This is a genomic window from Enterococcus sp. AMC1086 (assembly GCF_058216575.1).
Genome location: NZ_CM177100.1, coordinates 632175 through 658604, shown reverse-complemented (window position 1 = coordinate 658604; position 26430 = coordinate 632175). Strand labels below are relative to the sequence as shown.

22 protein-coding genes are annotated in these 26430 nt (G+C 35.7%); 2 read left to right on the top strand and 20 right to left on the bottom strand.

The window, feature by feature from the left end:
* Positions 1-117 precede the first annotated feature (117 nt).
* The 13 genes from AC4BC4_RS03140 to AC4BC4_RS03080 form a co-directional block, all read right to left on the bottom strand.
* Entirely contained in the window at positions 118-1587 is a 1470-nt protein-coding gene (locus AC4BC4_RS03140; RefSeq protein WP_490476748.1) for a glycoside hydrolase family 1 protein, read from the bottom strand.
* Between the two features lie 342 nt (positions 1588-1929).
* Positions 1930-2253: a hypothetical protein gene (locus AC4BC4_RS03135; RefSeq protein ID WP_438757244.1), complete on the bottom strand. Its 324-nt coding sequence runs from the start codon at positions 2251-2253 to the stop codon at positions 1930-1932.
* A gap of 24 nt (positions 2254-2277) precedes the next feature.
* A complete protein-coding gene (locus tag AC4BC4_RS03130) occupies positions 2278-2934 on the bottom strand; it encodes a hypothetical protein (RefSeq protein ID WP_438757245.1) in 657 nt (218 codons plus the stop codon).
* 62 nt (positions 2935-2996) lie between these two features.
* Entirely contained in the window at positions 2997-3536 is a 540-nt protein-coding gene (locus tag AC4BC4_RS03125) for a hypothetical protein (protein ID WP_490476747.1), read from the bottom strand.
* 10 nt (positions 3537-3546) lie between these two features.
* Positions 3547-6198: a fibronectin type III domain-containing protein gene (locus AC4BC4_RS03120; protein ID WP_490476746.1), complete on the bottom strand. Its 2652-nt coding sequence runs from the start codon at positions 6196-6198 to the stop codon at positions 3547-3549.
* Between the two features lie 511 nt (positions 6199-6709).
* Positions 6710-8074, bottom strand: a complete 1365-nt coding sequence (locus tag AC4BC4_RS03115) for an ABC-F family ATP-binding cassette domain-containing protein (protein WP_490476745.1) — start codon at positions 8072-8074, stop codon at positions 6710-6712.
* Positions 8075-8100: 26 nt separating this feature from the next.
* Entirely contained in the window at positions 8101-8310 is a 210-nt protein-coding gene (locus AC4BC4_RS03110) for an ATP-binding cassette domain-containing protein (RefSeq protein WP_490476744.1), read from the bottom strand.
* Between the two features lie 452 nt (positions 8311-8762).
* Positions 8763-9152, bottom strand: a complete 390-nt coding sequence (gene fosX, locus AC4BC4_RS03105) for a FosX/FosE/FosI family fosfomycin resistance hydrolase (protein WP_438757249.1) — start codon at positions 9150-9152, stop codon at positions 8763-8765.
* A 252-nt stretch (positions 9153-9404) separates the two neighbouring features.
* Positions 9405-9923: a GrdB-related putative oxidoreductase gene (locus AC4BC4_RS03100; protein ID WP_438757250.1), complete on the bottom strand. Its 519-nt coding sequence runs from the start codon at positions 9921-9923 to the stop codon at positions 9405-9407.
* Between the two features lie 15 nt (positions 9924-9938).
* Entirely contained in the window at positions 9939-11297 is a 1359-nt protein-coding gene (gene celB / locus AC4BC4_RS03095; RefSeq protein ID WP_490476743.1) for a PTS cellobiose transporter subunit IIC, read from the bottom strand.
* A gap of 21 nt (positions 11298-11318) precedes the next feature.
* Positions 11319-11648 (bottom strand): PTS sugar transporter subunit IIB, encoded by a 330-nt coding sequence (locus tag AC4BC4_RS03090; protein WP_438757252.1) that lies wholly within the window; start codon positions 11646-11648, stop codon positions 11319-11321.
* Positions 11649-11671: 23 nt separating this feature from the next.
* Positions 11672-12625, bottom strand: coding sequence for a glycosylasparaginase (locus tag AC4BC4_RS03085; RefSeq protein WP_490476742.1), 954 nt, complete (start codon positions 12623-12625; stop codon positions 11672-11674).
* A gap of 169 nt (positions 12626-12794) precedes the next feature.
* Entirely contained in the window at positions 12795-13118 is a 324-nt protein-coding gene (locus AC4BC4_RS03080; RefSeq protein WP_490476741.1) for a heavy metal-binding domain-containing protein, read from the bottom strand.
* A gap of 337 nt (positions 13119-13455) precedes the next feature.
* On the opposite strand from AC4BC4_RS03080, the gene AC4BC4_RS03075 reads away from it, so the two are divergent.
* Complete coding sequence (locus tag AC4BC4_RS03075; protein WP_490476740.1) at positions 13456-14073, top strand: CPBP family intramembrane glutamic endopeptidase; 618 nt, start codon at positions 13456-13458, stop codon at positions 14071-14073.
* A gap of 71 nt (positions 14074-14144) precedes the next feature.
* Here the strand turns inward: AC4BC4_RS03075 and AC4BC4_RS03070 are convergent, their stop codons facing one another.
* The 7 genes from AC4BC4_RS03070 to AC4BC4_RS03040 all read right to left on the bottom strand — a co-directional run bounded on the left by AC4BC4_RS03070 (position 14145) and on the right by AC4BC4_RS03040 (position 25328).
* The gene (locus AC4BC4_RS03070) at positions 14145-15458 is read right to left on the bottom strand and encodes a Sapep family Mn(2+)-dependent dipeptidase (RefSeq protein ID WP_490477341.1); all 1314 of its coding nucleotides are present in this window, start codon (positions 15456-15458) and stop codon (positions 14145-14147) included.
* 36 nt (positions 15459-15494) lie between these two features.
* Positions 15495-16217 carry a GntR family transcriptional regulator, LSA1692 subfamily gene (locus AC4BC4_RS03065; protein ID WP_438757256.1) on the bottom strand — a complete coding sequence of 241 codons (723 nt, stop codon included), beginning with the start codon at positions 16215-16217 and terminating at the stop codon, positions 15495-15497.
* 78 nt (positions 16218-16295) lie between these two features.
* Positions 16296-17132, bottom strand: a complete 837-nt coding sequence (locus AC4BC4_RS03060) for a YitT family protein (protein WP_490476739.1) — start codon at positions 17130-17132, stop codon at positions 16296-16298.
* A gap of 604 nt (positions 17133-17736) precedes the next feature.
* The gene (locus AC4BC4_RS03055) at positions 17737-20397 is read right to left on the bottom strand and encodes an HAD-IC family P-type ATPase (protein ID WP_490476738.1); all 2661 of its coding nucleotides are present in this window, start codon (positions 20395-20397) and stop codon (positions 17737-17739) included.
* 441 nt (positions 20398-20838) lie between these two features.
* A complete protein-coding gene (locus AC4BC4_RS03050; protein WP_490476737.1) occupies positions 20839-21372 on the bottom strand; it encodes a dihydrofolate reductase family protein in 534 nt (177 codons plus the stop codon).
* A gap of 354 nt (positions 21373-21726) precedes the next feature.
* Positions 21727-23499, bottom strand: a complete 1773-nt coding sequence (locus tag AC4BC4_RS03045; RefSeq protein ID WP_490476736.1) for an oleate hydratase — start codon at positions 23497-23499, stop codon at positions 21727-21729.
* Between the two features lie 56 nt (positions 23500-23555).
* A complete protein-coding gene (locus AC4BC4_RS03040; protein ID WP_490476735.1) occupies positions 23556-25328 on the bottom strand; it encodes an oleate hydratase in 1773 nt (590 codons plus the stop codon).
* 189 nt (positions 25329-25517) lie between these two features.
* Between AC4BC4_RS03040 and AC4BC4_RS03035 the strand changes: the two genes are divergently transcribed.
* Positions 25518-26294 (top strand): MurR/RpiR family transcriptional regulator, encoded by a 777-nt coding sequence (locus AC4BC4_RS03035; RefSeq protein WP_438757262.1) that lies wholly within the window; start codon positions 25518-25520, stop codon positions 26292-26294.
* Positions 26295-26430: the final 136 nt, after the last annotated feature.

The window sequence follows — 26430 nt, the reverse complement described above, 5'->3', positions numbered from 1 at the left end:
TCACTAGCAGTATAACACTGTTCCTTTTTACTACAACATTTTACACTCTTTTTTTGAAAATTTATAAAAAAAGGGTGAGACAAGAGTGTTTTTCACATTTGCCTCAACCGCCTATTTTTATTCTTTTTGCATCCCATTTGCAGCAATTATTTGTTTATACCAATAAAATGATTGTTTTCTAGAACGGTCCAATGTTCCATTCCCCTCATCATCCATATCAACATAAATAAAACCATAGCGTTTTTTCATTTCACCTGTTCCAGCACTTACTAAATCAATACAGCCCCATGGTGTATAGCCAATTAAGTCAACACCATCTAATTCAATCGCATCTTGCATGGCAGAGATATGCTTACTAAAATAATCAATGCGATAATCATCCTGGATCGTACCATCCGCTTCAATTTTGTCTACTGCACCAAATCCATTTTCTACAACGAATAATGGAATATTGTAACGGTCATACAATTTACATAAAGAAATTCGTAAACCTAAAGGATCTACAGCCCAGCCCCAATCTGATTCTTTTAAATAGGGATTTTTGACTGCTGGCATTTGATTTCCGCCTACAAATTTCACTTCATCGGGATTCGAAGCTGAAACAGTCGACATATAGTAACTAAAACCAATATAGTCAACCGTCCCTTCTTTGATGATTTCATCGTCTCCTGCTTCTTTTTTGATCTTAATATTTTCTCGTTCAAATTCTTTTAATTTGTGTGCTGGATAATACCCTTTAACTTGTACATCGATGTAAAATTCTTGCTCCCGATTAAATTTAATCGCTTCCATCACATCATCTGGATTACAACTCATTGGATAACTTGGAATATATGCGACCATCATTCCTATTTTAAAATCAGGATCGATCTCATGTCCTAATTTTACAGCCTTAGCACTTGCAACAAATAAATGATGCGCTGCTTGATATTTCGCTTGTTTATCATTTTGATGAATACCGATTTGTGTCCAACTACGTAAAAAATTGATTTCGTTAAACGTCATCCAGTATTTGACTTTATCTTTGTAACGCTTAAATAATGTTTCACAGAAAAACAAGAAATAATCAATTACTTTTCGATTTGACCAACCATCTAATTCATCCGCTAAATACATTGGAATGTCAAAGTGATTGATAGTCACGATCGGTTCAATTCCGTAACTTAATAATTCATCAAAAACTTTATCATAAAAAGCCAAGCCTTCTTCATTGATTTCCATTGTTCCTTTTGGACAAATTCTAGACCAAGCAATTGAAAGTCTAAAACATTTAAAACCCATTTCTGCAAATAAAGCAATATCTTCTTTATAGTGATGGTAAAAATCGGTTGCTACATGACTTGGGTAATATCGGTTAGGATCGACATATCCTTTTGCCCCTTCTGGTAAAGCCTCTCCTCTAGAAGAGGTTTCAATCTTACCTTCTTTGGTTTTGTAAGTAATCATTCTTGGCGTTGTATGACTGCCCCCTGTAATTGCATCAAGAGTACTTAGTTCTTTGCCACCAGAAAGATAGCCGCCTTCATATTGATTTGCAGCAGTCGCGCCACCCCATAAAAAATTTTCTGGAAATACAGATTTGCTCATTGGTCATTTCTCCTCACTATTTTTTACTGTTGTTTAGCCCTATGAATGAAAAGGTCCTTGGCACTTGATCTCTTCATTTTTTCCTGAAACGATTAAAACCATAATAAAGCAAATACGACAAATGAATCGTCATCTTTACTCTATTATGGTTATGCCTGAAAATCAGTTACATTCCGTTATCTATAATTATAGCATACAAGAAAACGCTGTCAATATTTCTGAGAATAAAAAATCTATTTAAAAGTGCTCCAATAAACGGCGAGACAAAAGCATATTTTTCGAAAATAAATGCTTTTGTCTCGACCTCCTATTATTAAGTGAATGTTTTAGGGAATAACTATTCTAGCCTAAATTTTTGTTATGATGTGCTTTCCATCTATTAAGCAATAGATAAATCAGTAGAATGATTCCTCCGATTGGCGCTAGCCTATCGATCTCACTACCATTATTCGGAAACTTTTTTAGTTCTATGTGATTTTGTTTTGGTTGTGCCAATTTTGTATCTGGTTTTAATTCTTGTTCTTTTGATGGTTGTGTATCGGTCTCATTTCCGCCAATTTGCCCATGAATTTCTACATTAGTGGCTGCATAAGCATGATCTTGGTAAAAACCGATAGCACTCACCAAAAAAATCAATGTGATGATGTGACAACTTAATTGCTTCATTGTTTATCACAGCCTTTTATTAAATTATGGTGTTACGCCAATTGTTGTACCATCTTTTTGGATCGATGTGAATTTCAATGTCAATGTATAGTTTTCAGCAGTCGTATTTTGAGCAACATCTGCTGGTAAAGAAGCGACTGTTGTACCAGTATAATTGAATTTTGCAGAATTAGCATATGCTGAAGCAGCATCAGTATCAATGTTCAAACGTCCATCTTTATTGGCTAAACGCATCCAAACTGGCGCATTTGTTAAATCAACTAGTGCATTGCTTTCAACTAAATTGGTCGCAGCAGGTGTTGCAACTAAATTGTTTCCTTTTGCATTGATTGTTAAAGTATCAACATACTTAGGCGTTCCATTCATTTTGTTTAATGTTACAGCGACACCACGACCTGAATTATTCACAATGCTATAGTCAGCAGACGCAATGTTTTTGTGTGCACTTGCTGTGGTTGTATGGAATGCTGTTGCTGTATCAACAGTTACATTGATCCATTCATCCGAACCTTCTGGAATATTTGTATCAGGATCTGTATTATCTAATTTACCGATCGTTCCGTTGATAATAACATCTGCCGAGTTTTCCCCGTCGATTGTTTCAGCAGAAGCGAATTGTGTTAAACCAGATAGACTTATACCTAGCATCATTGCAGTAAGTAAAAAATTTGTTTTTTTCATGTTGTTTCTCCTTCTATGTGTAAAATGATTTATTTTTAACAGAAATTCTGTTAATAACGATATTAGTTGTTGACGCGAATGGTTATTCCAGCTTGAACTTGACCACGTTTTTGGTTTGTTTTTGAATCATAGATATCAAACGTAGCCGTTGCTGGGTACTCTCCTTGAGTCAATTTCTTATCTAATTTTGCGCCATTTATTTCATAACCCGGTTGAATTGCTCCGGAGGAATAAACTTGTTCATTATCACTATCCAAACGAATTATCACATTGATAGGATAACCATTCTCTATTGGATTTTGAATGTATAAGTTGCCTTCACTGTCGCCGTTTTCAAATACAGCCTCTGACTTGATGACCATATTAAATTTACTCTCGTCAACAGCTTTTTGTTCAGCTTCTTTAACTTCTTTATCACTCATTTTTTTAGCACCTTTTGCTTCTGGTAAGTAGTCTCCGGAAATCACTTGAACAGGTTCTGTTTTAGTCGAAAAATAATAATACAACCCCCCTGCCGATGCAGCGATCAAGAACAATAGTAGTAAAATCAGCAGTCGTTTCTTTTTCTTTTTTTCTTCGTTAGTTTGGGTTGTTTTATCCATAAAATCCCTCTTATTCTTCATTTTTTTCAACTTTTAATGTCATTTTATATGATGGAAATACTGCTTGTTTCCTTGGATTAAAGTACTTTCCCGTGAGACTCAAATGTTTTTGTTCATTTACCTTTAAATCACCGATCGATAAAGGATTATTTGATACATCACTTGTTAAAAAAAGCGGATCTGATTGGTTGTTATCTACAAGCAGTTGCAAAGCTAACTCATCTTGTCCTTGATTTCCAGACAGGCTATTTAACAATAACAATTGATCAGCTACTGCGTTATCCTTCGTTAGATTTGTGATGGAGAGCTTTGTCGGCGTATTTCCTTTGTTTATAACTTGGTAGTTATCTGAATAAATTTGGCCTTCTTTTACAGTTCCCAGATTTTTATTTTGGGTCTGAAAAGCCATTTCGATAGGAACTTCTACTTTAATGATTTCCGTTACAGTTTGAAATTCAGTTAGAGGAGTCATCGCTAAAATGACTGCTTCTCCTGAAACCCCAGTAACGCTCACGCGAACATAATACGTAACATCTCCATCAAGTCCTTTTAATTTCGTTGTAAAATTTTGATTCTTATCACCTGAAAGAGTTGCAATTTGTGCCATTGTTTCATTTGCTGGAAAATCTTTGTTTTTGCTATATTCCACTTTAACTTGTTGATACTGACCACCATAATTAGCAGTTTGATTTGGGACTGCAGCTGCTTCTCCGTTGGTAAAGTCTGTCCACGTACCTGTATCACTCGCTAATTCACCATTGATGATTGCAGATGTTGTTGTGACATCTGCTGTGATTTTTTTTAGCTGAGGATTTGTAGCAAACTTAGCTGCAGTGGAAAAATCACTTTCTCCTGCTTGATTGATGACAACCATTTGTGCCCAATAATTTGTATTTGGATTCAAATCCTTTATCGTTACGTTATACATTGAATCCAGTGCTGTGTTTTGTTGATCGTCAAAATTGTTTAGCGTCACAATATGTTTGGCTTTCGTTAAATCATTGGTGTCCGCTTCTTTAGTAAACAAGAAAAATTTGACTTGTGATGCTGGACTTCCATTATTGACCGATGAACCATGTAAGGAAACAGACGTATCTGTTTGATTAGCAGCAAGTAATCCTAATTGATCTGGAACTTCCATAAACTCACTAAAAACAATTTTCTGTGAATTTTTTAAATCTAACATTTCTTGCGTCGAAAAAGGATCTGGAGAGCCTGGAATATTTGTAAAATTGTTACCTTGAACATTTAGATCAGATGCTTTTTTAAACATTTCTTGTGTTGGCGTGCTATCTGTTTTAGTTGAAAAAGTCTGTATTTTTTGTAAATAGTTACTTGTAAAAGACAAGTTATTCACACCGTTTCCACCACTTAATCCAATTGTCCCAGGGCTAGTACTAGAAAAAGCAACTTGCTTTGGTTTGTTCATATTGATTGAAAATGAACTGGAAGATGCTGTTGTAAAAATGGAACCACTTTCGACATCGATTGAAACATCGGCGTTTTCATCGACCGTCAGTCCGCCTCCTGACCTGTTAAGATTGATTGGTAACGGTAATTTAAGCGTTGCTTGCGCATTCTCTTGAAAATCAAATACAACTGGCTGCGTTTGTGAAGAAGCAAAAAATTGATTTCTTGTGCCTCCAGTAGCAAGGGTCACCTTATCCAAATTGAAAACAGCATTTTTTTCAACAATATAACTTGGCGCTAATGTACCATATGTCATATTACTATTTGTTTGAATATCAAGTTGGGCATCTTCTTTGACTACAATTTGGGAGGTTCCTGCATGAGGGTTTGCTGAAGAAGTACTCGTTGACCAAATAAATGCACTCGTTTGATTGGACGAATGTTTGATTGAAGTATGACCACTTTGGATTTCTACATAGTTGATTTCTGCCCATTCCTGAGAATATGCACTCGTTCCTCTTTGATCGATCGTATTTTGCCCCCGCATGAGCACCGATCCGTTTGTGTTATAAATCATTTGCCCATTTGTAGAGTAGTAATCCACACTATCAAAGATAAAGGTCATATTTGCAGCAGATCCTCCAGATAAAAAACCATAGTAGCCAACAGCTCCCGAGCCATCAGTATTACCAAATTGTGTATTGCGAATCTCGATCACCGCGTTTGCTTGATTTGCATAAAAACCTCTGGAGGCAGAACCTCCTTTATTGTATGTAATAACATGATTTGCGCCATCGATAATCATGCCATCTGTGAGTTGGTATCCTGCTGATCCCAAGTCGATATCATTGGTTAAACGAAATTTCAATTTTTGGCTGTCTTTTAAATATTCTGTTAAAGTAGCAGCTGAATCGACTAGCCAAAAACCATCCGCATCTTGCTCAAACGCAGCTTTTAAAGCACTTTTACTAACTATTTCAGACTTATTTTCATCTGTTGAATTAGTTATACTGTCGCTTTCTGTTGTATTTTCATTCTCTATTGATTTCTCTTCCCCCGTTGATTCCTGGCTAGATGAAGAATCGTCGATAGACATCGCAGACGAATCTGGCATTGGGCTTTCTTCCCCTGATTCAGTAGTTAATACAGGTTCATTAGCAGATTGCTCTATTTCTATAGCGTAGGACCAATCAATCGGAAAAATCATTAAAATGATAAGGCTAATAAATAGTAAATGAATATTTCTTTTCATGACTGTCCTCCTCTACTTTTTTATATAAATTATCATAATGATATCTCTTGTGCCTTTATCATTGTATTGCAATTTATACTGAATATCAATTTAATAACGTATGTTTTTCAGAAATATATCATTTTTGTTTAATGTAAAATATATATTTTTCGTATAAATATATTCACAGCACTGTTTAAGCTGATTTGTTTATCATTCTACAATTGTTAATTTTCCTTTAAGAAACAAATTTTTTTCTTTATTTTTTGATATTTTTATGAATTCACCTCTGTTTATTTATACAAAGCAGCTCCAAATCAAAAAACAGGTGTGCCACAAAAGTAAAATTCACTTTTGTTTCACACCCTAAACACGAATAAACGGTGATGTAAAAGCAGCTATTATGCTCCGCTTCAAGCACATCGAATTCTAAGTACTAGACACTAAAATTTGAAGGTTCCGAAAAGCTGAAATTTCTCGAAGCTAAACGCCTTTGTCCCAATCTCGTTTTTCTTATTTTGATTCTTTTTACTTATTTAGAAGTATGTATTTCTAAATAAGTTCCTGTTTTTTTTCTGATTTTTTGTTGGTTCACAATTAAAAATGTGGTAAACATTTTTTGTAGCAAGAAACGATCATGCGAAACAATTAGCATTGTCCCTTCAAATGATTCTAGTATTTCTTCTATCTCTTCTCTTGTTTCGATGTCTAAATGATTAGTCGGTTCATCTAACACTAAAAAATTCACCTCATTGTGCATCAGTTTGGCTAATTCCAAACGAATTTTTTCACCACCACTTAAAAAACGAACTTGTTTCATGACATCTTCACTATAAAAAGAGTACTTAGCTAACGCACGACGGCTTTCTTGTTCACTTAGAGAACAGGCTTCACTGAACGTTTGTACTATAGTTTGTTTAGGATCATCATAAGTAATGACTTGTGGTAAATAGCCTACTTGGAGGTTCGTTCCTCTTTTGATTTCACCGCTATCAACCGTTTCTAATGCTAGCGCAAGTTTCAGAAAAGTACTCTTTCCTACACCATTTTCTCCTATGATCGCTGCGTGTTCTTTCCAAAATAATGAAACTTCTGCCTGATCAAATAACAGTTGATTTGCGTAGCTTTTACTGACTTCCTTAAACTGAAGAACTTCTTTACCCGAGCGGTTCGTTTCTTTAAATTTTTTACCTAATTTGGCTGTTTCATTTTTAGGTTTTGGAATTTTTTGAATTTTTTCTAAACGTCTCTCGAGTTGCTTGGCCTTTTTGAAGAATTTTTCATTATCCCCTTCGTTTCCCCATTGTCGAAAACGACGAATTGCTAGTTTCAATTTTTGAACTTCTTTTTGTTGCTCCGCAAAATCTTTTCTAAGCTTTTCAAGTTGTTCTTCTTTTTGGTGTTTATATGCAGAGTAATTCCCTTTGTATTCTTGTATACGACCATCCTCTAATTCTACAATTTTTTCCACTGTATGGTCTAAAAATAACCGATCATGTGAAACAATCAGATACGCTGTTTTCTCGTGAGTCAAGTAGCCTTCCAGCCAAGCTATTCTTTTAGCATCAAGATGATTGGTTGGCTCATCTAGCAATACAAGATCATTTTCCTGTAGTAAAATCCTCGCTAAACAAACGATCGTCTGTTCACCGCCGCTTAATTCTGAAAGCTTTTTAGGTAACAATTCATTAATCATCAAACCATTAGCAATCATTTCTAGCCGATTGTCCATTTTATAACCGCCAGCTTGTTGAAATTCTTCTTGTTTTTGACCATAACGACTCATTATTTTTTCTAAGTCACATTCTGGCATCATCATCTGTTCCTCCAACCGCGTTAATTGACTTTGAATCGAATTCAGTACTGTGAATGTTTCGAGCAAATAGTCCTTGACCATCTGCTCGCCCAATTCTGGTATCTGAGCTAAGTATCCAATACGGCTATTTTTTTGCTGCTGACCGTTCCTGAATCAACGGTTTCGATTCCTGTAATGATTTTTAAAATGGTCGATTTTCCCGAACCGTTCGTACCAATCAGCCCTATTTTTTCCCCTTTGTTTATTTGTAAATTTACTTCTTCAAAAAGTGGGTCTGTTCCATAATTTTTAGTTATTCTTTGTAATTGTACTACCATACTTTCCTCTTTCTGCCATTCAGACAGATCACCTTGTAAATATCATTTTGTTTTAAAATTAGTTTTAGCTGATTTTTTGGATACACAAAAAAGCTGAACCATCTTCTCCGTTCAACCTTCATCATTTACTATTAGCTAGAGATTTCCACTGACTTCTGTGCGTAAAAATCACTATGTTCGTTATTTTATGATTGATTTCGTTTAAGTAAATAAGTCTGAATGGTCTGTTTTATTTAATTTTTTATCTATTTTTGGATACACTTGTCCCTTGAGATAAAAAATTGGAAATAATAACATGACAAAAAGCTAGGTACGCTATTATATAAGAAAAGCTTGCTGTTATTTTTGACATGTTGACCATTGTACTTATTCACCACCTTCATCATTTCTTGGTTTTATTGTAGCATGTTCCTTTGAATTGTGCAAAATTCAAATGGACTTTAGTGGTTCCTTTATTGATAGCGTTTTAATCGTTCTTCTAAACTGCCAGTATGAAGTTCAAATAGATGATGATCGAAATCGTAGAAGTAAATAGAATTTGCTTCCCCTGCTACTCGCTGGCGTCCTTCTTTTATTTCCAATCCCAAAGCATTGATTTTTTCTAAATAATTGTCATACTCACTTTCTTCAATTTTAAAGGCAACGTGGTTGTATGTCTTTATTGGCAATGAATCTCCTTGCATAATGGCTATCCAAAGATCGTCAATCAAGAAAAATTTTTCTTGCGCTAACGAAAACGTATTTACACCACTTGAATAGACTTCTTTTGCAGTAAATATTTCTTCAAAAAATAAAGTAGCTTTATCTAAATTTTGAACGATAAAGGTTATGTGACTGATCATTATTTCCACTTACTTTCCTATTTATAATGAAGAATAGACGAAAATTAGAAACTAAGCTTATCGATGAATAAGGTTGGGACAGAAGTATTTAACTCCGAGAAATCAGACGGAGCTGCTTGTGCTCCCAACGTATATTCGGGTTCCTTAAGGCTAGGGAGTTATACCCTAGCCTCATTCTCTTTTTATTCACTTATCAGGGTTATTTCATATCGAGATCGATCTATTTTGAAATGGTTTGATATCTTGTATGCATTAAAAACAAATCGTTTCTTCTTCGGTTTCTGTCTTTTCTCCATGTGCTTTTTTTGCTGTTAATAACGCCATATTTTTAAAAGAATCATTTAAACCGATCCCACCTTTTTTCGGCATTTTTACAATGGCTACTTGATTTTTATAGCTAGCTGTTGCTGGATTTTCAACAGACATTGCTGCAACTGCTGGAATGCCATATTGATTAAAGGAGATTGCTAATTTAGCTGCCATTTCACCAAAGTTCGGATACTGCATGGCCGGACCACAAAGAACAGCATCTGCTTCAAATTTTTTAGCAAAACCAACAAATTTTTTCGTCACTTCTTCTTGATTGTCTAAATAGTACTGATCTCCGCAATAAAGCGTCGCTACGATTTGAGCATCATTTTCTTCAAAATAGGGGCTTAAGGTTTGTCCTGGCCCCATAGTTGTTTTCTTTCCTCCAGGAGCAAGATGCGCGTTTTCATCACTACCCATTCCGGCTTGCACATGGTTTAATACCAGTATAATTCTTTTCATCAAAGAACCTTCTTTCTAAATATCATCAAAGTCAAAATCGTCGAAGTCAATATCTTCTTCTTCTTTAATCTCAACTGCTTGCGCTTCTTCGCGTAAATATTGATCATCCATCACTTTGATAAAGGGATAATAAATGAACATTCCTAAAACAAATAGTATCGCTTGTAAAGCAGCACCTTGCCAGCCACTTACCAAAAATCCAGAGAATATGATCGGTGTCGTCCATGGCAATTGGATCCCGTTTGTCAATGGAACTAATCCCCAGTTCATAGCAAAATAGGCAATAATAATATTGATTGTCGGCACTAAAACAAAGGGAATTAATATCAATGGATTCAAAACGATCGGTAATCCAAAAATAATCGGTTCATTGATTCCAAAAATCCCAGGTACTAAAGACAATTGTGATAGTTTTTTGATCCGTTGACTCTTACAAAATATGACCATTACTACGATCAATGATAGTGTAGAACCAGCACCGCCAAATGTGGCGAACATGTCTTGAAATTGTCCTGTGATGATGTTTGGAATTTCTTGTCCATGTTTGTACGCATCCAAATTTTCAACTGATAATGCTCTCAAAACTGGATTAAAGACTGCACCAACGACACTGCTTCCGTTGATTCCAAAGAACCAGAAAAAATGCAAGAATACATAAGCAATGATCATCGCTCCGAGTGTATTTCCTAAAGCTAATAAAGGCGTTTGTAAAAAATCAAAAATAATTGCTTGTAAGCTTCCATATGAGGTTAAACTAACGAACCAATCTGCCACGAAAAAAATCATGACTACAATAAAACTTGGAATCAAGGCTTCAAAAGATTTCACCACAGTTGGCGGCACACCTTCTGGCATTTTTATCGTCCAGCCTTTACTTAAAACCCAAACAAAGATCCTTGTGGAAATCAATGCTACGATCATTCCCAAAAATAATCCGTTAGAACCCATCCATTTTAGTGGAAGACTGGCAACTTCAATTAGTTGTTCTGTGCCTTCTGGCGTGTACTCAGTGTAATAAGGCGTTACAATGAAAAATGACACCAATGCAATAATCCCCGCTTGCATCGCATCTACTTTAAATTGTCGTCCTAAACTATAGGAAATACCGACCACCGCTAAAATTGTCATCACATCAAAACTTGCATTGGCTGGAACAGCCATATGCTGCGCCCAGTCAGCTCCTAAAATTGCTGACATCCACTGATCCCATTGAGGTAGTGGAAAGTTTGCAATCAAAAGAAAAAGCGATCCTACGATCAATAATGGCGTAGATAATAAAAAGCCATCACGAATCGCAACAAGATATTTGTTTTCTCCGATAACCTTGGCCATCGGCGTCAAGATACGTTCTAACCAGTCCAAAAACTTTTTCATATAAGTGCGCTCCAGTCTTCGTTATTTTTTGTTTGATTTAATTAATTTCAACGCTTCTTTTAATGCTTTTTCACCATCCATCATGCCATAGATTTCTGGTGTGATCGCGGCCACCGGAATTCCTTGTGGTGTAAATTGCTCTTTTGTTTTTTCTAGTAAAAAGCGAACTTGAGGACCTAATAAAATTGCGACTGGTTTTTCCTGATCCACTACTTCTTGTGCTCTTGCAACTGGAAATGCTGTGATCTCTAAAGGCATTTGATGCTTTTCCACTACTTCCATCATTTTATTGACCATAATACTTGTGGACATCCCTGCATCACAAAATAGATAAATTTTCTTTTTACTCATATTCTTCTCTCCTTCATTTTTTATTAATCAATAGGTGCTTTGATTCTTTTTTCGTATGCATCCAACCATTCTTGCGTGATTGGTTCAATAATCGTTTGATGATTTTCACCCATGTTTGCTAGATAGATTGCTGGTTTTTCTCGGTCATTGACTACACTGAATGTAAATTCAACATTGGTCGCAACCCCCCATTGTCCACTATTATTCATGGCAACCAATGAGAATGCGCCAGCTTTGCCGTAGCGTTTTGCTAATTTATCATGAAATGTATAGACAGCTTGATCACAAGCTTCTTGTGGGGTTTTACCTTCTCCCATCAAACGAACAATTTCATAAGCTAAACAGCCTTTCATCAAATCTTCACCTAATCCCGTAGCTGTTGCGCCACCGATCTCACTGTCTACATAAAAACCTGAACCAGATAGCGGTGAGTCTCCTACACGACCTGGTTTTTTCATAAATAAACCAGAACTTGATGTTCCAGCAGCCATACTACCTTTTGTATCCAGCGAAATCGCACCGATCGTATCGTGGCCATCGTAAGGACTTAAATTATTTTTAGCGATTTCTTCCACTCTTTTTTCCCAAATGCGATGCGCTCGTTCAGTCAGCATATTTTTTCGCTCAAAACCATTTAACATCGCATATTTTGTTGCACCATTTCCTACTCTAAAACTATTAAACTTTTCATCACTTAATTTTCGGGCAACTGAGATCGGATTTTTGGTATCTGTGATCCCGGCAACTGCGCCAATTTTGAATGTATCGCCATCCATATAAGCTGCATCCAGTTCTAAAATCCCCTCAGCATTAGGTAAACCACCAAAACCAACTGATTTATAATATGGATAATCTTCCACAGTCTGAATGGTCGTTTCAATTGCATCTCCTGCTTGCCCATTGTTTGTCAGTAACTCACTCGCTTTTACCACACCATCATGTGCCATACGCCAAGTAGCGATTATTCCCCATGACATCTACATCCACATCCTTTAAAATAGCGTTTTCAAACTTTTATAATTGCATTATACACGATATATACATTTTAGTATATACTAAAATAAAATTTACTAGTAAAAAAGTAGGATGAGATGAACGTACGAAACGATTCTATCTTATTCTACTTTTTATCAGTCAATCTTTCATTTAATTGTCAGTTGTTTTAAATTTTACTGCTGTACCATAAGCGGCTACAGATTGCATATCGGTCCCAATCGATCCAGAATCAAAACGCATCATCACGACTGCATCTGCACCTAATTTTTCAGCATTGCTTTTTAACCTTTCAATGGCAGTCTCTCTGGATTCTTCTAGCATTTCAGTATACGCTTGAATTTCGCCGCCTACGATATTTTTTAAATTCGCCCCAATATTTTTAAAAATATTTTTAGAATGAGTCGTCAACCCAAAAACCTCTCCTAATATCTCGTACTCTTTTCCCGGGATTTTTTCTGTTGTTGTAATTAACATTATTATTCCTCCATTCATTTTATTTCATACATTTAGCTTTGCAAAATCCCTTTTTTCGCAGTTAACGAACGAATTTTCCGTCAGCTCTCATTCGTTATCTCTACTTTTCATATTTATTTTATAGTATCAAGAATATCGCTTTACAACTACTAAAACGCTTCGCTTGGTAGCAAATAAGGGCCTTTTTTATTGCTTTCTAAACACCTGTTGTAAACTACAATTATTGAAACGATATATCTGAGTTGATAAGCGTATCTTTTTCTTATTTTTTTTTTGAAAAGTATACTTAATTAAAATATATATGTCATTCATGATAGTTCAGAAGGAGGAATTTTATATGAACACAAACGAAACGTTACACAGTTCAAATACGAAACTTTTTGGCGGTGCCGTATTGATGCTTGTTGGCTTTTGGGGATTAGTGACTTTTTCTTGGGCCTGGTGGGGACTTTTTCTTGGGAGTGCCCTTGCTTGGATGTTAGCTTTTGGAAAAAATAGCAAAGTAGCATTTCACGCGCCACGTAAATTATGGGTGATTCCTGTCGCCGTTATAAGTTATTTTATTGTAAGTATATTGATTGGTCTATTATCGAAGAAATTAGGATTTAATTGGGTTGCAAATCCTGCATCTGGCCACTTAGGTACTATTATTTTTATGATCCCCTTTATGTTGATGGGAGAAGAATTATTAGGCATTGGTGTACTTGAGGCTGCTCAAAGCAAGGGGCTTTCACTAACAGTTAGTAGTTTAGTAAGTGCTCTAATTTTTGGTCTAATACACATTCCATCATACTGGGATGGCTCTTGGTTTTCTACGATGACCCACGTTTTACTTCTACAAGGCGTGGCCCGTTTGATTTTAAATAGCGTCTACTTGAAAACTGGCAGGAGTATTTGGGGATCATGGCTTGCTCATTTACTTATTGATTTGATTGCTTTATCGATAGCAATGTAATCAGCATGTATAACTAAAAATAGCCAATCTCATTGAAGCAAATAAGAGACTGGCTATTTTTAGTTTCATCTTTATTTTTCTATGGCTAGTTTATAAAGTGCTAAGGTATAAATTTCTAGGTTTAACAGTAAATCTTTTAAATCCATATATTCATTTTTATTGTGAGCGATCCCTTTTTGCCCTGGAAATGACGGGCCAAAGGCGACGATATTCGGCATTGCTCGAGCATAAGTTGCACCAGTTGTCGTAACAGGTGTACCATCTAAACCGGTAACCTCTTCATAAACATCTGCTAAAGCAAGAACGTTCGGATCATCTTTTGGAAAATTAGTCCCTTTCATACTTCTTATAACAGCTAATTGTGTATCCTCTAGTAAAACATCTTTAACTCGTGTAAGGATTTCTTCCTCTTGAAATGTCACCGGATAGCGAATTGCAATGGATAATGACATTCCATCTGCTTTTTTATGCAATTCATAAGGTGTAAGGATGAGTTTACCTGAATCATCATCAGCTAAAGCTAGATTCAATCCTTCCCCAAAATGTTTCTCATGTAAACAATCAACTATCCATTTAAAATACGCTTTGAGTGATTCACTTAAATTTGCTTCACTCATCAGATTTTTTGCTAACAACGTAATTGCATTTTCACCTAATTCTGGTGCATTCGTGGGTGCTCGTTTGCCAGTTACTTCAACTTGATGACCATTTTTTAATTCTATTGATAATTCGTCGGGTACATGGTCTTTAGCTTGATCGCCTTTGATTGAACCAAGAACGGACAAATCTATTTCTGAAAATGGTGTTGTTAGTTCAATATTGACGATCCCACGCTCACCATATACCACTGGATATTTGCAGTCTGGCGTAAATCCAAAAGTCGGTGGACACTCTTTTGCTAAGTATAATGGCAAATCAGCTGAACCACTTTCTTCGTCGGTTCCAAAAATAATACGAATTGTTTTGTCTAAAGGAATATCTAATTCTTTTAGTAATTTCAATCCATATAAACATGCAAACGCTGGGCCTTTATTATCCAAAATCCCTCTGCCAAATAACCGACCGTCTTTTTCGCTTAAATGAAACGGCGGAAAATCCCAGCCATTACCAGCAGGAACTACATCTAAATGTCCGACAACCCCAATGTATTCTTGTTCATTTCCATATTGTGCAAAGCCAACTGCATCTTTAACCATTGTTGTTTGAAAACCATAACTTTCAGCTAAAGCTAACGTTTTTTCTAAGGCTTTTTTTGGTTCTATCCCAAAAGGAGCGTTCACTTTTGCCTTACCTTTGACACTGGGGATTTCCATGATTTGGTTTAACTCTTGTAAAAAATGTTGTTGATTTTTTTTGATTGCGTCTTGAATGCGCGCTCTGATCATATCCATTTGATTCACCTGACTTTTTTTATTGGCATGCTAATTGATCGTGCGGTGCAGCGTATTTTTAAAGGTGTAACGATCCGCACGATAATATGATGTATCATATAAAATAGGTGTAGCTGTGACAGAATACGTAATGGAATGAACCATTAAAAGTGGTTCTCCTATATTAACTTTAAGCAGAGGACTTAACTCTTCTGTTACTAAAATCGCTTCGACTTCTTGATGTGAATAGGCGATTTCGATTTGTTTTTCAATCAAGGTAAAAAGTGAACCTTCTAATTGTTTTTCTGTCACTTCCGGTAAATAAATCGATCGAATATAAAGATCCTCTACTGTCATTGGTTCGTTATCAAATGAACGTAAACGAACTAAATGGTACACTTCTTCTTGACCATTCAATTGTAAAGCCCTTGTCACTTCATCTGGTACATCTGCCAGAGGTTCAAAGCTGATCACTTCTGTCTTTGATGTTTTTCCATAAGATTTAGCTGCCTCTGTAAACCCTTGTAGTCCAGCACGTCCACTTTGAACTTTTTGCTGGGTCATCACATAGGTTCCTTTTCCTTTTTGTTTCACTAAAATGTTTCTAGATATCAGCTCATCGATTGCTTTTCTGACCGTTAAACGACTGACGCCAAATTCTTTCGCTAAATCATATTCAGAAGGTAAACGCTGTGAACTAATATAAAGTCCTTTATCGATTTTCCCTTGAATTTGCTTCGCAACTTCTTGAAAGACACTTTGTTTTTTTGCCATATTCATTCTCCTGTCTAATCATATATCCTTAACTTCATTATAATCGAAAGTCGTTTCAAGAACTATCTTCGCATTGATTTACCATTCATAAAAAGCAGTATTTGTGGATACACCTGGAGAGACGCTAACAAAGGCACACGCGTCAGCTTCACTAATGGCTGCGTTCAATTGTTTCAACTCTTTTTTAGCTACAACAACCACTAATAATTTCTTTTGCTGGTGATCAAAAGCTCCTTCTACGTCATTGATGACGGTGATGCCTCTTTTTAAGATATGATGCAATTCGTCAATAACATATTCAGCTTGATCCGTCACAATCATGACCTGAACTTTCTGCTGTTTTGTATTGACATAATCAACCATACGACCACTAATAAATACAGATAATGCGCTATAAAATGCAAATTGCCAACCATAAAGAAAACCTGCGGCAAATTGTACACATAAATTAAAAACAATAAAAACAGTTCCGATACTTTTTCCTGTCAATTTTCTAACAACGATCCCGATGATATCTAGTCCGCCTGTTGAGAAATCACTTTTCAATGTAATGCCAACAGATATCCCGTGCAATACACCACCGAACACTGCACAAATTACAGGATCGGTCGTTAGCGGAACAACTGGGATCAAACGCATAAATAATGAGGTCATAAAAACAGCAAAAATTGTATAAACAGTAAATTCACGATCGATTTTAAACCAAGAGAGGACAAGTAATGGTATATTGAAGAACAAAACCAACAATGGTATCGACACTGACACACCTTGTGTCGTTTTTAAAACAGTCGAAATCAATTGAGACAACCCTGTGATGCCGTTAGCATAAATATTTCCCGGCAGCCAAAAAATATTTAAAGCCAGTGAAGACAAAAAGGCATATGCTAGCGCTATCAATAATTTATACGCTACCAAATTTTTGATGGTAAGAATCTCCTTTCCTAACTTTTTTCTTCATTATACTAGGTATATACTTTTTTGTATATACTAAAAAAAGAATTCATTAGCATGTATGTGATACTCCCTTCATTTATTACGCTTTTTGAAATTGAATATTTCTATTCAACGTTGGTTTGGCAGCAGTACTTTTACATCTTGCTTCACTTACATAAAAAGGAACAGAGTACACAACTTGCCTTCGTTTCATATCAACAGAAGATTGCTTCGTTCTCTCAATATACAAAACTTCTTTATCTAACTCGATGAAATGACCTACATGTCTTTATTCTTAAATTTTTCTGACAAATTTCACTAATAGTCTTTCATAAAAAAGGATGGGACAGAAGTGTCTAATCCCGAAAAAATAAGAATGAATTCATGAAATTTGACGAGCAATTCTCATGAATTTCAGCTTATTTTCGAAAGGATTGCTTCTGATCCCACCATTTATAGGAGTTCCAGGTGAATGGAATATGACTCAAAGCGTTATGTCTCACTCAAAAAAATTATTTGAATAAGTAACTTAAATTCATTTTTTGTATCCTATTTAATAAACCAATAATCCCTAGATTTTAGTCACTTATTTAGATTTTTTCTTCTGAATCCGAAACATTTTATCAATCTCCGTAACGAGTAAAACACATATTCCAGCCAATATAGTGATTCCCCATTCTAAAACTGTAAGTCCTTCTGTTTGAAAAACGACTTGCATAAAAGGAACGTAAGTTAAAATAACTTGGAAAAATAGCATTACTCCAATAATTTTAAAAACCATTGGATTGCTTAAAAAATCTTTTGAAAAAATTAGTTTAGCTGTTCGAATGTTAAATAAATAGAAGATTTTACACATCACAATGATGTTCACCATCATAGTACTTGCAGTGGCCTGATTGGCTCCTTCATTGATTAGCCAATCATATGACAATAAACTGATCAAAGCGATTAATATCGAGACATAGGCCATTTGAATAATATCATGGCGATTTAGCAAAGTCCCACCAGTTTTTCGTGGTTTTCTACTCATAATCCCCTCTTCAGCAGGTTCAAATATAAACGAAAATTGAATCGTAATTGCTGAAACCATATTAATCCATAGTAATTGAGTGGGTTGTAAAGGCATCTCCTTTTGCATCATAATAGTAAAGGCAATAATTAAACCTTCCGCAAAAGATGTAGGTAACAGAAACAAAATACTTTTTTTGATATTGTCGTAAATTCGGCGTCCTTCCCGAATCGCAACAGATATTGTTGAAAAATTATCGTTTGTTAAAATCATATCAGCAGAATCTTTTGCGACATCCGTTCCTTTAATTCCCATTGCAACACCTATATCTGCTCTTTTTAACGCAGGCGCATCATTAACACCATCACCGGTCATCGCAGTTACTCTTCCATTTGCCTGCAGAGCTTCCACAATTTCTAATTTATTTGTAGGCGTTGTGCGAGCAAAAACTTGGTGATTTAAGACTACTTTTTTTAATTGTTCAAATGATAACTCATCTATCTCTGGTCCTGTAATAACATTGATTACTGGGGCTAAACCTAAACGTTCACCTATAGTTTTGGCAGTTAATGGATGATCTCCTGTAATCATTTTCACATCAATCTCTGCTTTTCTCATATCTGCTAAAGAATCAATAACTTCTTCACGAGGCGGGTCGATAATTCCGGCTAGGCCGATCAACTGAATCCCATCCTTCAATAAGTCGTGCGTTACTTCATCTGTAGTAGATGAAACTTTTTTATACCCAACAGCGACTACTCGCTTCCCTTGCTCGGATAATGCTTTAACTCGCTGATTCCACTTCTCTAACGGAAAGTCGTTCTCTACAGCTTGTGCCATAGGAAATAATTTGTCTGGAGATCCTTTAATGAAAAGGATACGTTCTTTTTGCTTATTTTCTACTAATTTTGCCATATAACGATAATCCGAATCAAAAGGGAGCATATCAAGTTCTTTGTAATCTGGACGCTGTTCGATTGGAAATACTTTGTGATATAAAGTTAAAAACGATCCATCGGTAGGTTCCCCGTTGATTCCCCAGATCCCATCATCACACGTTAAAACAGTATCATTTGCCTCAAATCCTGCTTCTAAAAACAGTTTTAACAAGTGTGTTAATTCCGAGCGATGACCTGATTCCATAATATCCCCTTTTGGTTCATACCCGTTACCTGAAACTTGATAAGTTGTATCATCAATTATGATGTCTGTGACCGTCATTTCATTTTTCGTCAAGGTTCCTGTTTTATCAGTAGCTATAACATCCACTGATCCAAGTGTCTCTACTGCAGGCAAAGTCTTCACGATTGTGTGTTTATTTTTAGCCATATCGCTAACTCCCATCGCTAAAACAACGGAGGTTGTACCGGGCAGCCCTTCTGGAATTGAACCAACGATCATTGTAACAACTGCCAACGATAATACTGATAGTGAATATGTTTCAACAAGCAAACTGAAGATAAATAGAAAAATAGCTGCCCCCATTATCACATAAGTAATTCCCTTACCCAATCGATCAATCTCTTGCATTAGAGGTGTTTTTCGTTCTTTTACCTCATTCACTTCTTTTGAAATTTTACCAATTTCCGTATTTTCTCCAGTCGCAATAACTATACCTAATCCACTTCCATTGGTTACAGAGGTTGAAGCAAATGCTATATTGAGACGTTCAGCCAAAGGCGTTTTTTCATCCACTAATGGTTCGGCAGTTTTTTCTACGGAATCTGCTTCTCCTGTTAAAGCAGATTCTTGTATTCTTAAATTATCAGTATCAACAATTCTTAAATCAGCTGGTATATTGTCTCCTGCTTCTAAAAATACAACATCTCCTACAACTAATTCTTCGGTTGGTATATCTATTCTTAATCCATCTCTATAAACAGTTGTCTCAGAGGAGAGCAGCTCTTTAATTCTTTCTAGTGCATCAGACGCATTAGACTCTTGGTAGTAACCGATCAGAGCATTGATAATCACTACAATACCGATAATCACAGAGTCTGAGTAATGTCCCATAAAAAAAGTCAACAAGGCTGACAGAAGTAAGATATAAATAATCATGTTGTTAAATTGTCTGATTAGTAATTTCCATTTAGGTGTTCTTTCACTCTTTAGTTTATTCGGTCCATTTTCTTTTAAACGTTGGGCTGCCGTTTGTTTACTTAAGCCTTGCCCTAAATCCTCTAATCTATATTTTTTTTGGATTTCGGATGCTGTCAATAGATAATCTGATTTATACATTTCACATTCCTCACAATTTAATTGAATTTTGATACGCTAAATAGGCACCTTATCATTTTGAATGACAACGCACTTAGGTAAAGTTATTCTTTTAAATAATAGGGAACATTAAAATTCAGTGTCGAATCGCTCTCGTCTGAATCGTCTGACATTATTACCACCTCCACATTCAAGTTAAAATAAAGAATATCAAACCGCTTCCATTTTGTCAAATCAGACTATTTTTATTTGTTGAAGCTGTTGATTGATTTTCATTCTTTTGACTCACGCATCGTTTGATTCCTCCAAATGAGGGAGAAACTTTTTGTTAATTTTCAAAGGAGTTGCTTTTTTCGCTGTTTATTCGGATTTCTTAAGGCTGGGATATAATTCGTAGAGTTATGTCCCAGCCTCTGTAATCCTAATGAAGAAATAGGCGTATAAATCTCCCTAAGTGGTTATTCACCTGTTAGAATACGTTGTATATACCATATCATTTTTTTCATATACTTGCTTAAATTTTAAATTCACGGGTCCCTCGAATTCATTAAATAGACGAATTCCCTTACCTAAAATTGTTGGTATGGTCGTAAGAATATACGTATCAATCAACTTCGCTTCGACCAATGGTGCGATAATACTAGCTCCACCAACGACCCAAATGGCTTCTCCATTTTGCTCTTTTAAGTCTTGTATTAACTCAACAGGCGTTTGACTTGTAAAGATCAGTTTTTCAGTGTTTTCCTCTGGATGGCTGGTAACAATATAAGATGACTGCTCTTCATAAGGATATTGATCTGGTGATAACTCATTCACCACTTGATCATATGTCGTTCGTCCCATCACGACTGTATCAATTTTTTTCATCAATTCTTGATAACTAGTATCTTCTTCCACAGCTTCAATACCGCCACCTAAAAAGTCGATGCTACCATCCGCTTCTGCGATATACCCATCAACACTTGCTGCGATATATAAGATAACTTCTCTAATCATAAAATCTCCTCCTAAGTTGTTTACACATTTTCATATCCTTTTAATACTCTGAACTGTTTATTGTACTAGTTTTATTTTTCTAGTCAACTAAACTGTTCACTAAAAAAAGTATCGCTAAAATGGCAAGAATTTGCTCAGTTAGCGATACTTTTATGTCCTAGTGATGTTGCTCAAACCGTTTAGTCGGATTCCTTAAAGCTAGAATATAACGCGTAGAGGTATACCTTAGCCTCTTTTAAGTAGCAAGAAAATAAGAATGAGTTTATTACAGTTTTGGGGAAGATACGAGCAATCATGTATCAACAGTAGTGAGTGCTCATTCTTTTTTCTTACTCATTTGTAAAAATCGTTTTTTTAAATTAAATTCGCATCTTTTAATAACTCTTCAATATAGCTTCCTCTAATTTTCTTCAACGCTTCTTTTTCAACAATTCGATCTACTAAAGGCATATCCATTTCAGCCAGTCCTTTTTGATCATTCAGATAGTAAAGTGTTTCTAAAACAGTCCGTGCATCGAAAGAGGAAGCAAACACTTCTGGAACACCACGGTCAATATTTAACAATGTATAAACAGCTTCCATCGCCGTTCTAACCGAATATTCTGTAGTAAAAACAGTATCGCGATCCGTTTCTGCAAAATTACCAATAAAGGCCAAATTTTGTGATCCTTTTGGTACGACTAATGGACGGTCACCCACAGCTCTTGGCATAAAGTAAGATGTGATATACGGCATATGGCTTGGTACTGTATTCGCAGCATTTGCCGCAATATCATGAATCTCAGCCGTTGGAACACCAATGTGATAAAGCCATTCTTCGCACAATTCGATTCCTGAACATTCCGTAATGTTCTTCTTCACAAAATCGCCTTTTTTGTCTGAGAAAAGACCATATACCCAAACGATGGTTTCATTTGGTTTTTGTGCTTTGAAAACAGGTTGTCGACTAATCGAATAACCATAAAACCAGCTGGAATCTTTAATTGTGACAGGTCCACTTGTTACAATTGATCCACTATGAGGATTTTTCTTACTTATATTTTCAATATATGGTAAGACACGATCATCTGTAAGCGTAATGGTTCCTGAAATCACCCAGTTTGCTTCTGGAATGTTCTCACAGAATTTTTCTGGTCTACCAAAATCCGTGTCTTGTTCAGCCAAAGCTTTCCATAATACCCACGAAGCGCCTAATTCATGCTTAGGATTAGCTGGAGCTAGATTACTTCCGTACGTAGTACTTTCTGTAATAGAGCCATTCGTTACAAAAACTAAATCATCTTCAGTCAAATAAAAATTTTGTTCAACGCCATCAACAACTAACTCTAATAAAGTAGCTATTTTTTTATCTTCTTCTTTTTTTACAACCACATTTGTGACGACAGTATTGTATTGAAATTGAACATTATGTTCTTGTAGATAGTGAATCAATGGTTTTACTAACGATTCATATTGATTATATTTAGTAAATCTTAACGATGACATGTCCGCTAATGCTCCTACATGATGCACAAATCTTAATAGATAGCGACGCATTTCCATCGCTGAAGCCCATGGTTCAAAAGCAAACATTGATGCCCAGTATAACCAAAAGTTTGATTCAAAAAATTCTGGACTGAATACCTCGTTAATTTTTTTATCATTTAACTCTTCTTCAGTCATTAAGACTAATGCTAAAACCTCTTTGATGTCTTTTTTCGATAAAGTAAGTTGTCCATCTGTAGCCATTCTCGTTCCTTTGTTTTCAATCACACGAGCATGAGAAAAACTTGGATCTTCTTTCGCTATCCAGAAAAATTCATCTAAAACTGTAGCATTTTCAGTATCTAAAGATGGAATAGAGCGGAATAAATCCCACAATGTTTCAAAATGTTCTTCCATTTCTCGGCCACCGCGCATCACAAATCCATTTTCTGGTTGTACTGCAGCGTCAAGACTTCCTCCAGGTAACGATAACTCTTCTAAGATATGAATATTTTCACCAGGCATTTGTCCGTCACGAATCAAAAAGACAGCAGCTGCTAGCGATGCTAAACCAGATCCAACTAAATACGCTGATTTTCCTTCAACACCTTCTGGTTTTTTAGGATGTGCAAATGCTTGATAATTCCCATTAGAATGATACATATTTAACGCCCTCCTCGAGCTATCTATCCTATTTTTCTATATAAACTCTTGTTAATTTATAGTAATTCTGACTCTTGTAGTAATTCTTCTATGAATGTACCCTCTATTTTTTTCAGTTCGTGCTTTTCGATCAATCCAGCTAGTAATGGTACTTTTAGCTCTTTGATTCCTTTTTTGTCATTTAAGTAGTAAGAAGCTTTTAAGAGCATTCTGATATCATAAGATGACGCAAATACTTCTGGAACACCTCGATCAACCTCTAACAATTTATAAACAGCTTCCATCGCAGTTCTGACTGAATATTCTGTTGTAAAAACAGTATCTCTTTCAGTTTCAGCAAAGTTACCAATAAAGGCTAAATTTTTAGATCCTTCTGGAATCACCAATGGACGGTCACCATTTGCTCTAGGCATAAAGTACGATGTAATATATGGCATATAACAAGGAACTGTATTACAAGAATTAATTGCTAAATCCGCAATTTCGTTTACTGGTACACCCATTTGGTATAACCATTCTTGTGCAATTTCATTTCCTGTACATTCTGTAATTGACTTTTTAATATAATCTCCTGGTTTGTCAGATAACAATGCATAAACCCAAACGACTAACTGATCTTTTGGCTGACTCTTGAAATGAGGTTGTCTGTTTAATGTATAACTCATTTTCCAATTTGAATCCTTCGCATGAACGATCCCGCCTGTCACTACTTTGCCTGCATAGGGATCTCTTTTACTGATTTTTTCAATATAAGGAGCAATTTTTTCATCTAGGGTTGTAATTGTCGCCGAAACAAACCAGCTTTCTGAAGGTAAATTTTCACAGAATTTCTCTGGATGACCAAAGGCTGGATCTTGTTGTGCAAGTCTCTTCCATAGCGTCCAACTTCCTCCTAGCTCATGTGTTGGAGGCGCTGGTGTATCATTATTACCATACGTCGAACTTTCTGTAATAGAACCATTCGTTACAAAGACTAAATCATTTTCACTTAATTCAATCGTTTGTTCTTTTCCTTCACATGTTACAAGGATGCGTTGCGCTACTTTTTCATTGTTTTTTGTGTCAATGATGACATTTTCTACTTTTGTATCGTATTGGAAATGCACTCCGTTATCTTTCAAATAAGTAAGCAGTGGCAAGACAAGGGATTCATATTGATTGTACTTAGTAAATTTTAAAGAAGAAAAATCTGCCAACGCATCGATATGATGAATGAATCGCATCAAATATCTACGCATCTCCATTGCTGAGTGCCAAGTTTCAAAGGCAAACATCGTGCACCAATACGTCCAAAAATTCGACTCAAAAAATTCGTTTGTAAAGACATCGGTAATTTTTTTATCTTGTAATTGATCTTCTTTCATTAAACAAAGTGCAAGAATTTCTTTCGTTGCCGTTTCACTTAGTGTTAGTTCCCCATCAGTCGGAAAACGTTCTCCTTGGTTATGGATCAGTCTGCAGTGAGATGAATTTGGATCTTCTTTATTTAACCAGTAAAATTCATCTAAAACAGATGCGTCTTCGATCTCTAATGATGGAATTGAACGGTATAAGTCCCATAAACATTCAAAATGACTTTCCATTTCTCGGCCGCCTCTTGTAACAAAGCCATATTCTTGCTTGTAGACGCCGTCTAATGAACCTCCCGTAATTGGTAGTTCTTCCAAGATGTGGATTTTTTCACCTTTTACTTGACCATCTCTAATTAAAAATGCTGCTGCAGATAGTGATGCTAATCCTGATCCGATCAAATAAGCTGAGACTTCATCCGCTTTTTTTGGTTTTTTAGGTTTAGCAAAAGCTTCATAATTTCCATTACTTCTGTACATAGTATTGCCTCCCTTTCTTTGATAAATTTATTTTAACAAAATTAAACAGCAGAAATATGCGTTTTCTGTCGCATGATGCGACAACCAAAATTTAAACTGTCATAAATTGAAATATAAGCGAAAAGAATCTCTTTCCTGTACAATATAAATTGAATACATCTGAGTTTGAGCTACCAAGGAGGGATCTTTTTGTTTGATTTAGAAAAAGTCCAATCACTAAATGAGCTGGAAATGCTTGTTTATCACTATATCTTAGAAAATATGGACACTATTCCAAAGTTGACGATTCGCCAACTTTCTGTAAATTGTCATGTTTCTACCTCCACCATTTTACGTTTTTGTTCAAAAATGGGATTCGATGGTTTTTCAGAATTGAAATATGCTTTAAAAAAAGAAGAGCAAGATAAGCATCAGTCATTTGAACAGTATTATGCTGCAACAGTTCATGTTGATTCTTTTTTAAAACGCCTGAATCAGCAAACTTACTATGAAACATTGAAACCTGCGATCACAATGATCATATCCGCACGCCATATTGTTTTTTCCGGTATCGGAACAAGTGGAATTTTAGGGACTTATGGTAGTCGCTATTTTGCAAATATGGGTATCAATACTTATAGCATCAGTGATCCATTTACGCCCATCCCCCAAAGAGGATTTGAAAATACATTAGCTCTCATTTTATCCGTTTCTGGAGAAACATCTGAGTTAATCAAACAAGTGACAGATTTTAGACGATCGGGTGCTAAAATTCTAAGTATCACCAATGATGAACATTCAACGATCGCTCGTTTAGCTGATTACAACATTTCTTATTATATGCCTGATGAACGATCGATCTATACTGATCCGTCTATTAATATCACCACGCAAATTCCAGTTATCGCGCTCATAGAACTACTTGCTCATCAAGCCAGTAAAGAATTTTCTAAAACAGCTGAACAACAAAAGGACATACCTGACTAAATTAGTTAAAGCTGATCAAACGATCGAAGTTTTGACAAAAAATGAAAGAGTTGCTATGGTTTTTACAGAAAGTCTGCTGTGTGTTAAAAACGAAATATCATTGAGGAATGAACCGATATCTAGACTATTATAAAGA

Coding starts and splice junctions, on each gene's coding strand:
- AC4BC4_RS03130 (WP_438757245.1), bottom strand. CDS start 2,934: ATGAAAAAAACAAATTTTTTACTTACTGCAATGATGCTAGGTATAAGT.
- AC4BC4_RS03080 (WP_490476741.1), bottom strand. CDS start 13,118: ATGTTAATTACAACAACAGAAAAAATCCCGGGAAAAGAGTACGAGATA.
- AC4BC4_RS03085 (WP_490476742.1), bottom strand. CDS start 12,625: ATGTCATGGGGAATAATCGCTACTTGGCGTATGGCACATGATGGTGTG.
- AC4BC4_RS03065 (WP_438757256.1), bottom strand. CDS start 16,217: ATGGCAAAAAAACAAAGTGTCTTTCAAGAAGTTGCGAAGCAAATTCAA.
- AC4BC4_RS03045 (WP_490476736.1), bottom strand. CDS start 23,499: ATGTATCATTCTAATGGGAATTATCAAGCATTTGCACATCCTAAAAAA.
- AC4BC4_RS03070 (WP_490477341.1), bottom strand. CDS start 15,458: ATGATCAGAGCGCGCATTCAAGACGCAATCAAAAAAAATCAACAACAT.
- AC4BC4_RS03050 (WP_490476737.1), bottom strand. CDS start 21,372: ATGATTAGAGAAGTTATCTTATATATCGCAGCAAGTGTTGATGGGTAT.
- fosX (WP_438757249.1), bottom strand. CDS start 9,152: ATGATCAGTCACATAACCTTTATCGTTCAAAATTTAGATAAAGCTACT.
- AC4BC4_RS03140 (WP_490476748.1), bottom strand. CDS start 1,587: ATGAGCAAATCTGTATTTCCAGAAAATTTTTTATGGGGTGGCGCGACT.
- AC4BC4_RS03110 (WP_490476744.1), bottom strand. CDS start 8,310: ATGGTAGTACAATTACAAAGAATAACTAAAAATTATGGAACAGACCCA.
- celB (WP_490476743.1), bottom strand. CDS start 11,297: ATGAAAAAGTTTTTGGACTGGTTAGAACGTATCTTGACGCCGATGGCC.
- AC4BC4_RS03055 (WP_490476738.1), bottom strand. CDS start 20,397: ATGTATAAATCAGATTATCTATTGACAGCATCCGAAATCCAAAAAAAA.
- AC4BC4_RS03135 (WP_438757244.1), bottom strand. CDS start 2,253: ATGAAGCAATTAAGTTGTCACATCATCACATTGATTTTTTTGGTGAGT.
- AC4BC4_RS03125 (WP_490476747.1), bottom strand. CDS start 3,536: ATGGATAAAACAACCCAAACTAACGAAGAAAAAAAGAAAAAGAAACGA.
- AC4BC4_RS03120 (WP_490476746.1), bottom strand. CDS start 6,198: ATGAAAAGAAATATTCATTTACTATTTATTAGCCTTATCATTTTAATG.
- AC4BC4_RS03040 (WP_490476735.1), bottom strand. CDS start 25,328: ATGTACAGAAGTAATGGAAATTATGAAGCTTTTGCTAAACCTAAAAAA.
- AC4BC4_RS03115 (WP_490476745.1), bottom strand. CDS start 8,074: ATGGTCAAGGACTATTTGCTCGAAACATTCACAGTACTGAATTCGATT.
- AC4BC4_RS03100 (WP_438757250.1), bottom strand. CDS start 9,923: ATGAAAAGAATTATACTGGTATTAAACCATGTGCAAGCCGGAATGGGT.
- AC4BC4_RS03075 (WP_490476740.1), top strand. CDS start 13,456: ATGAACACAAACGAAACGTTACACAGTTCAAATACGAAACTTTTTGGC.
- AC4BC4_RS03090 (WP_438757252.1), bottom strand. CDS start 11,648: ATGAGTAAAAAGAAAATTTATCTATTTTGTGATGCAGGGATGTCCACA.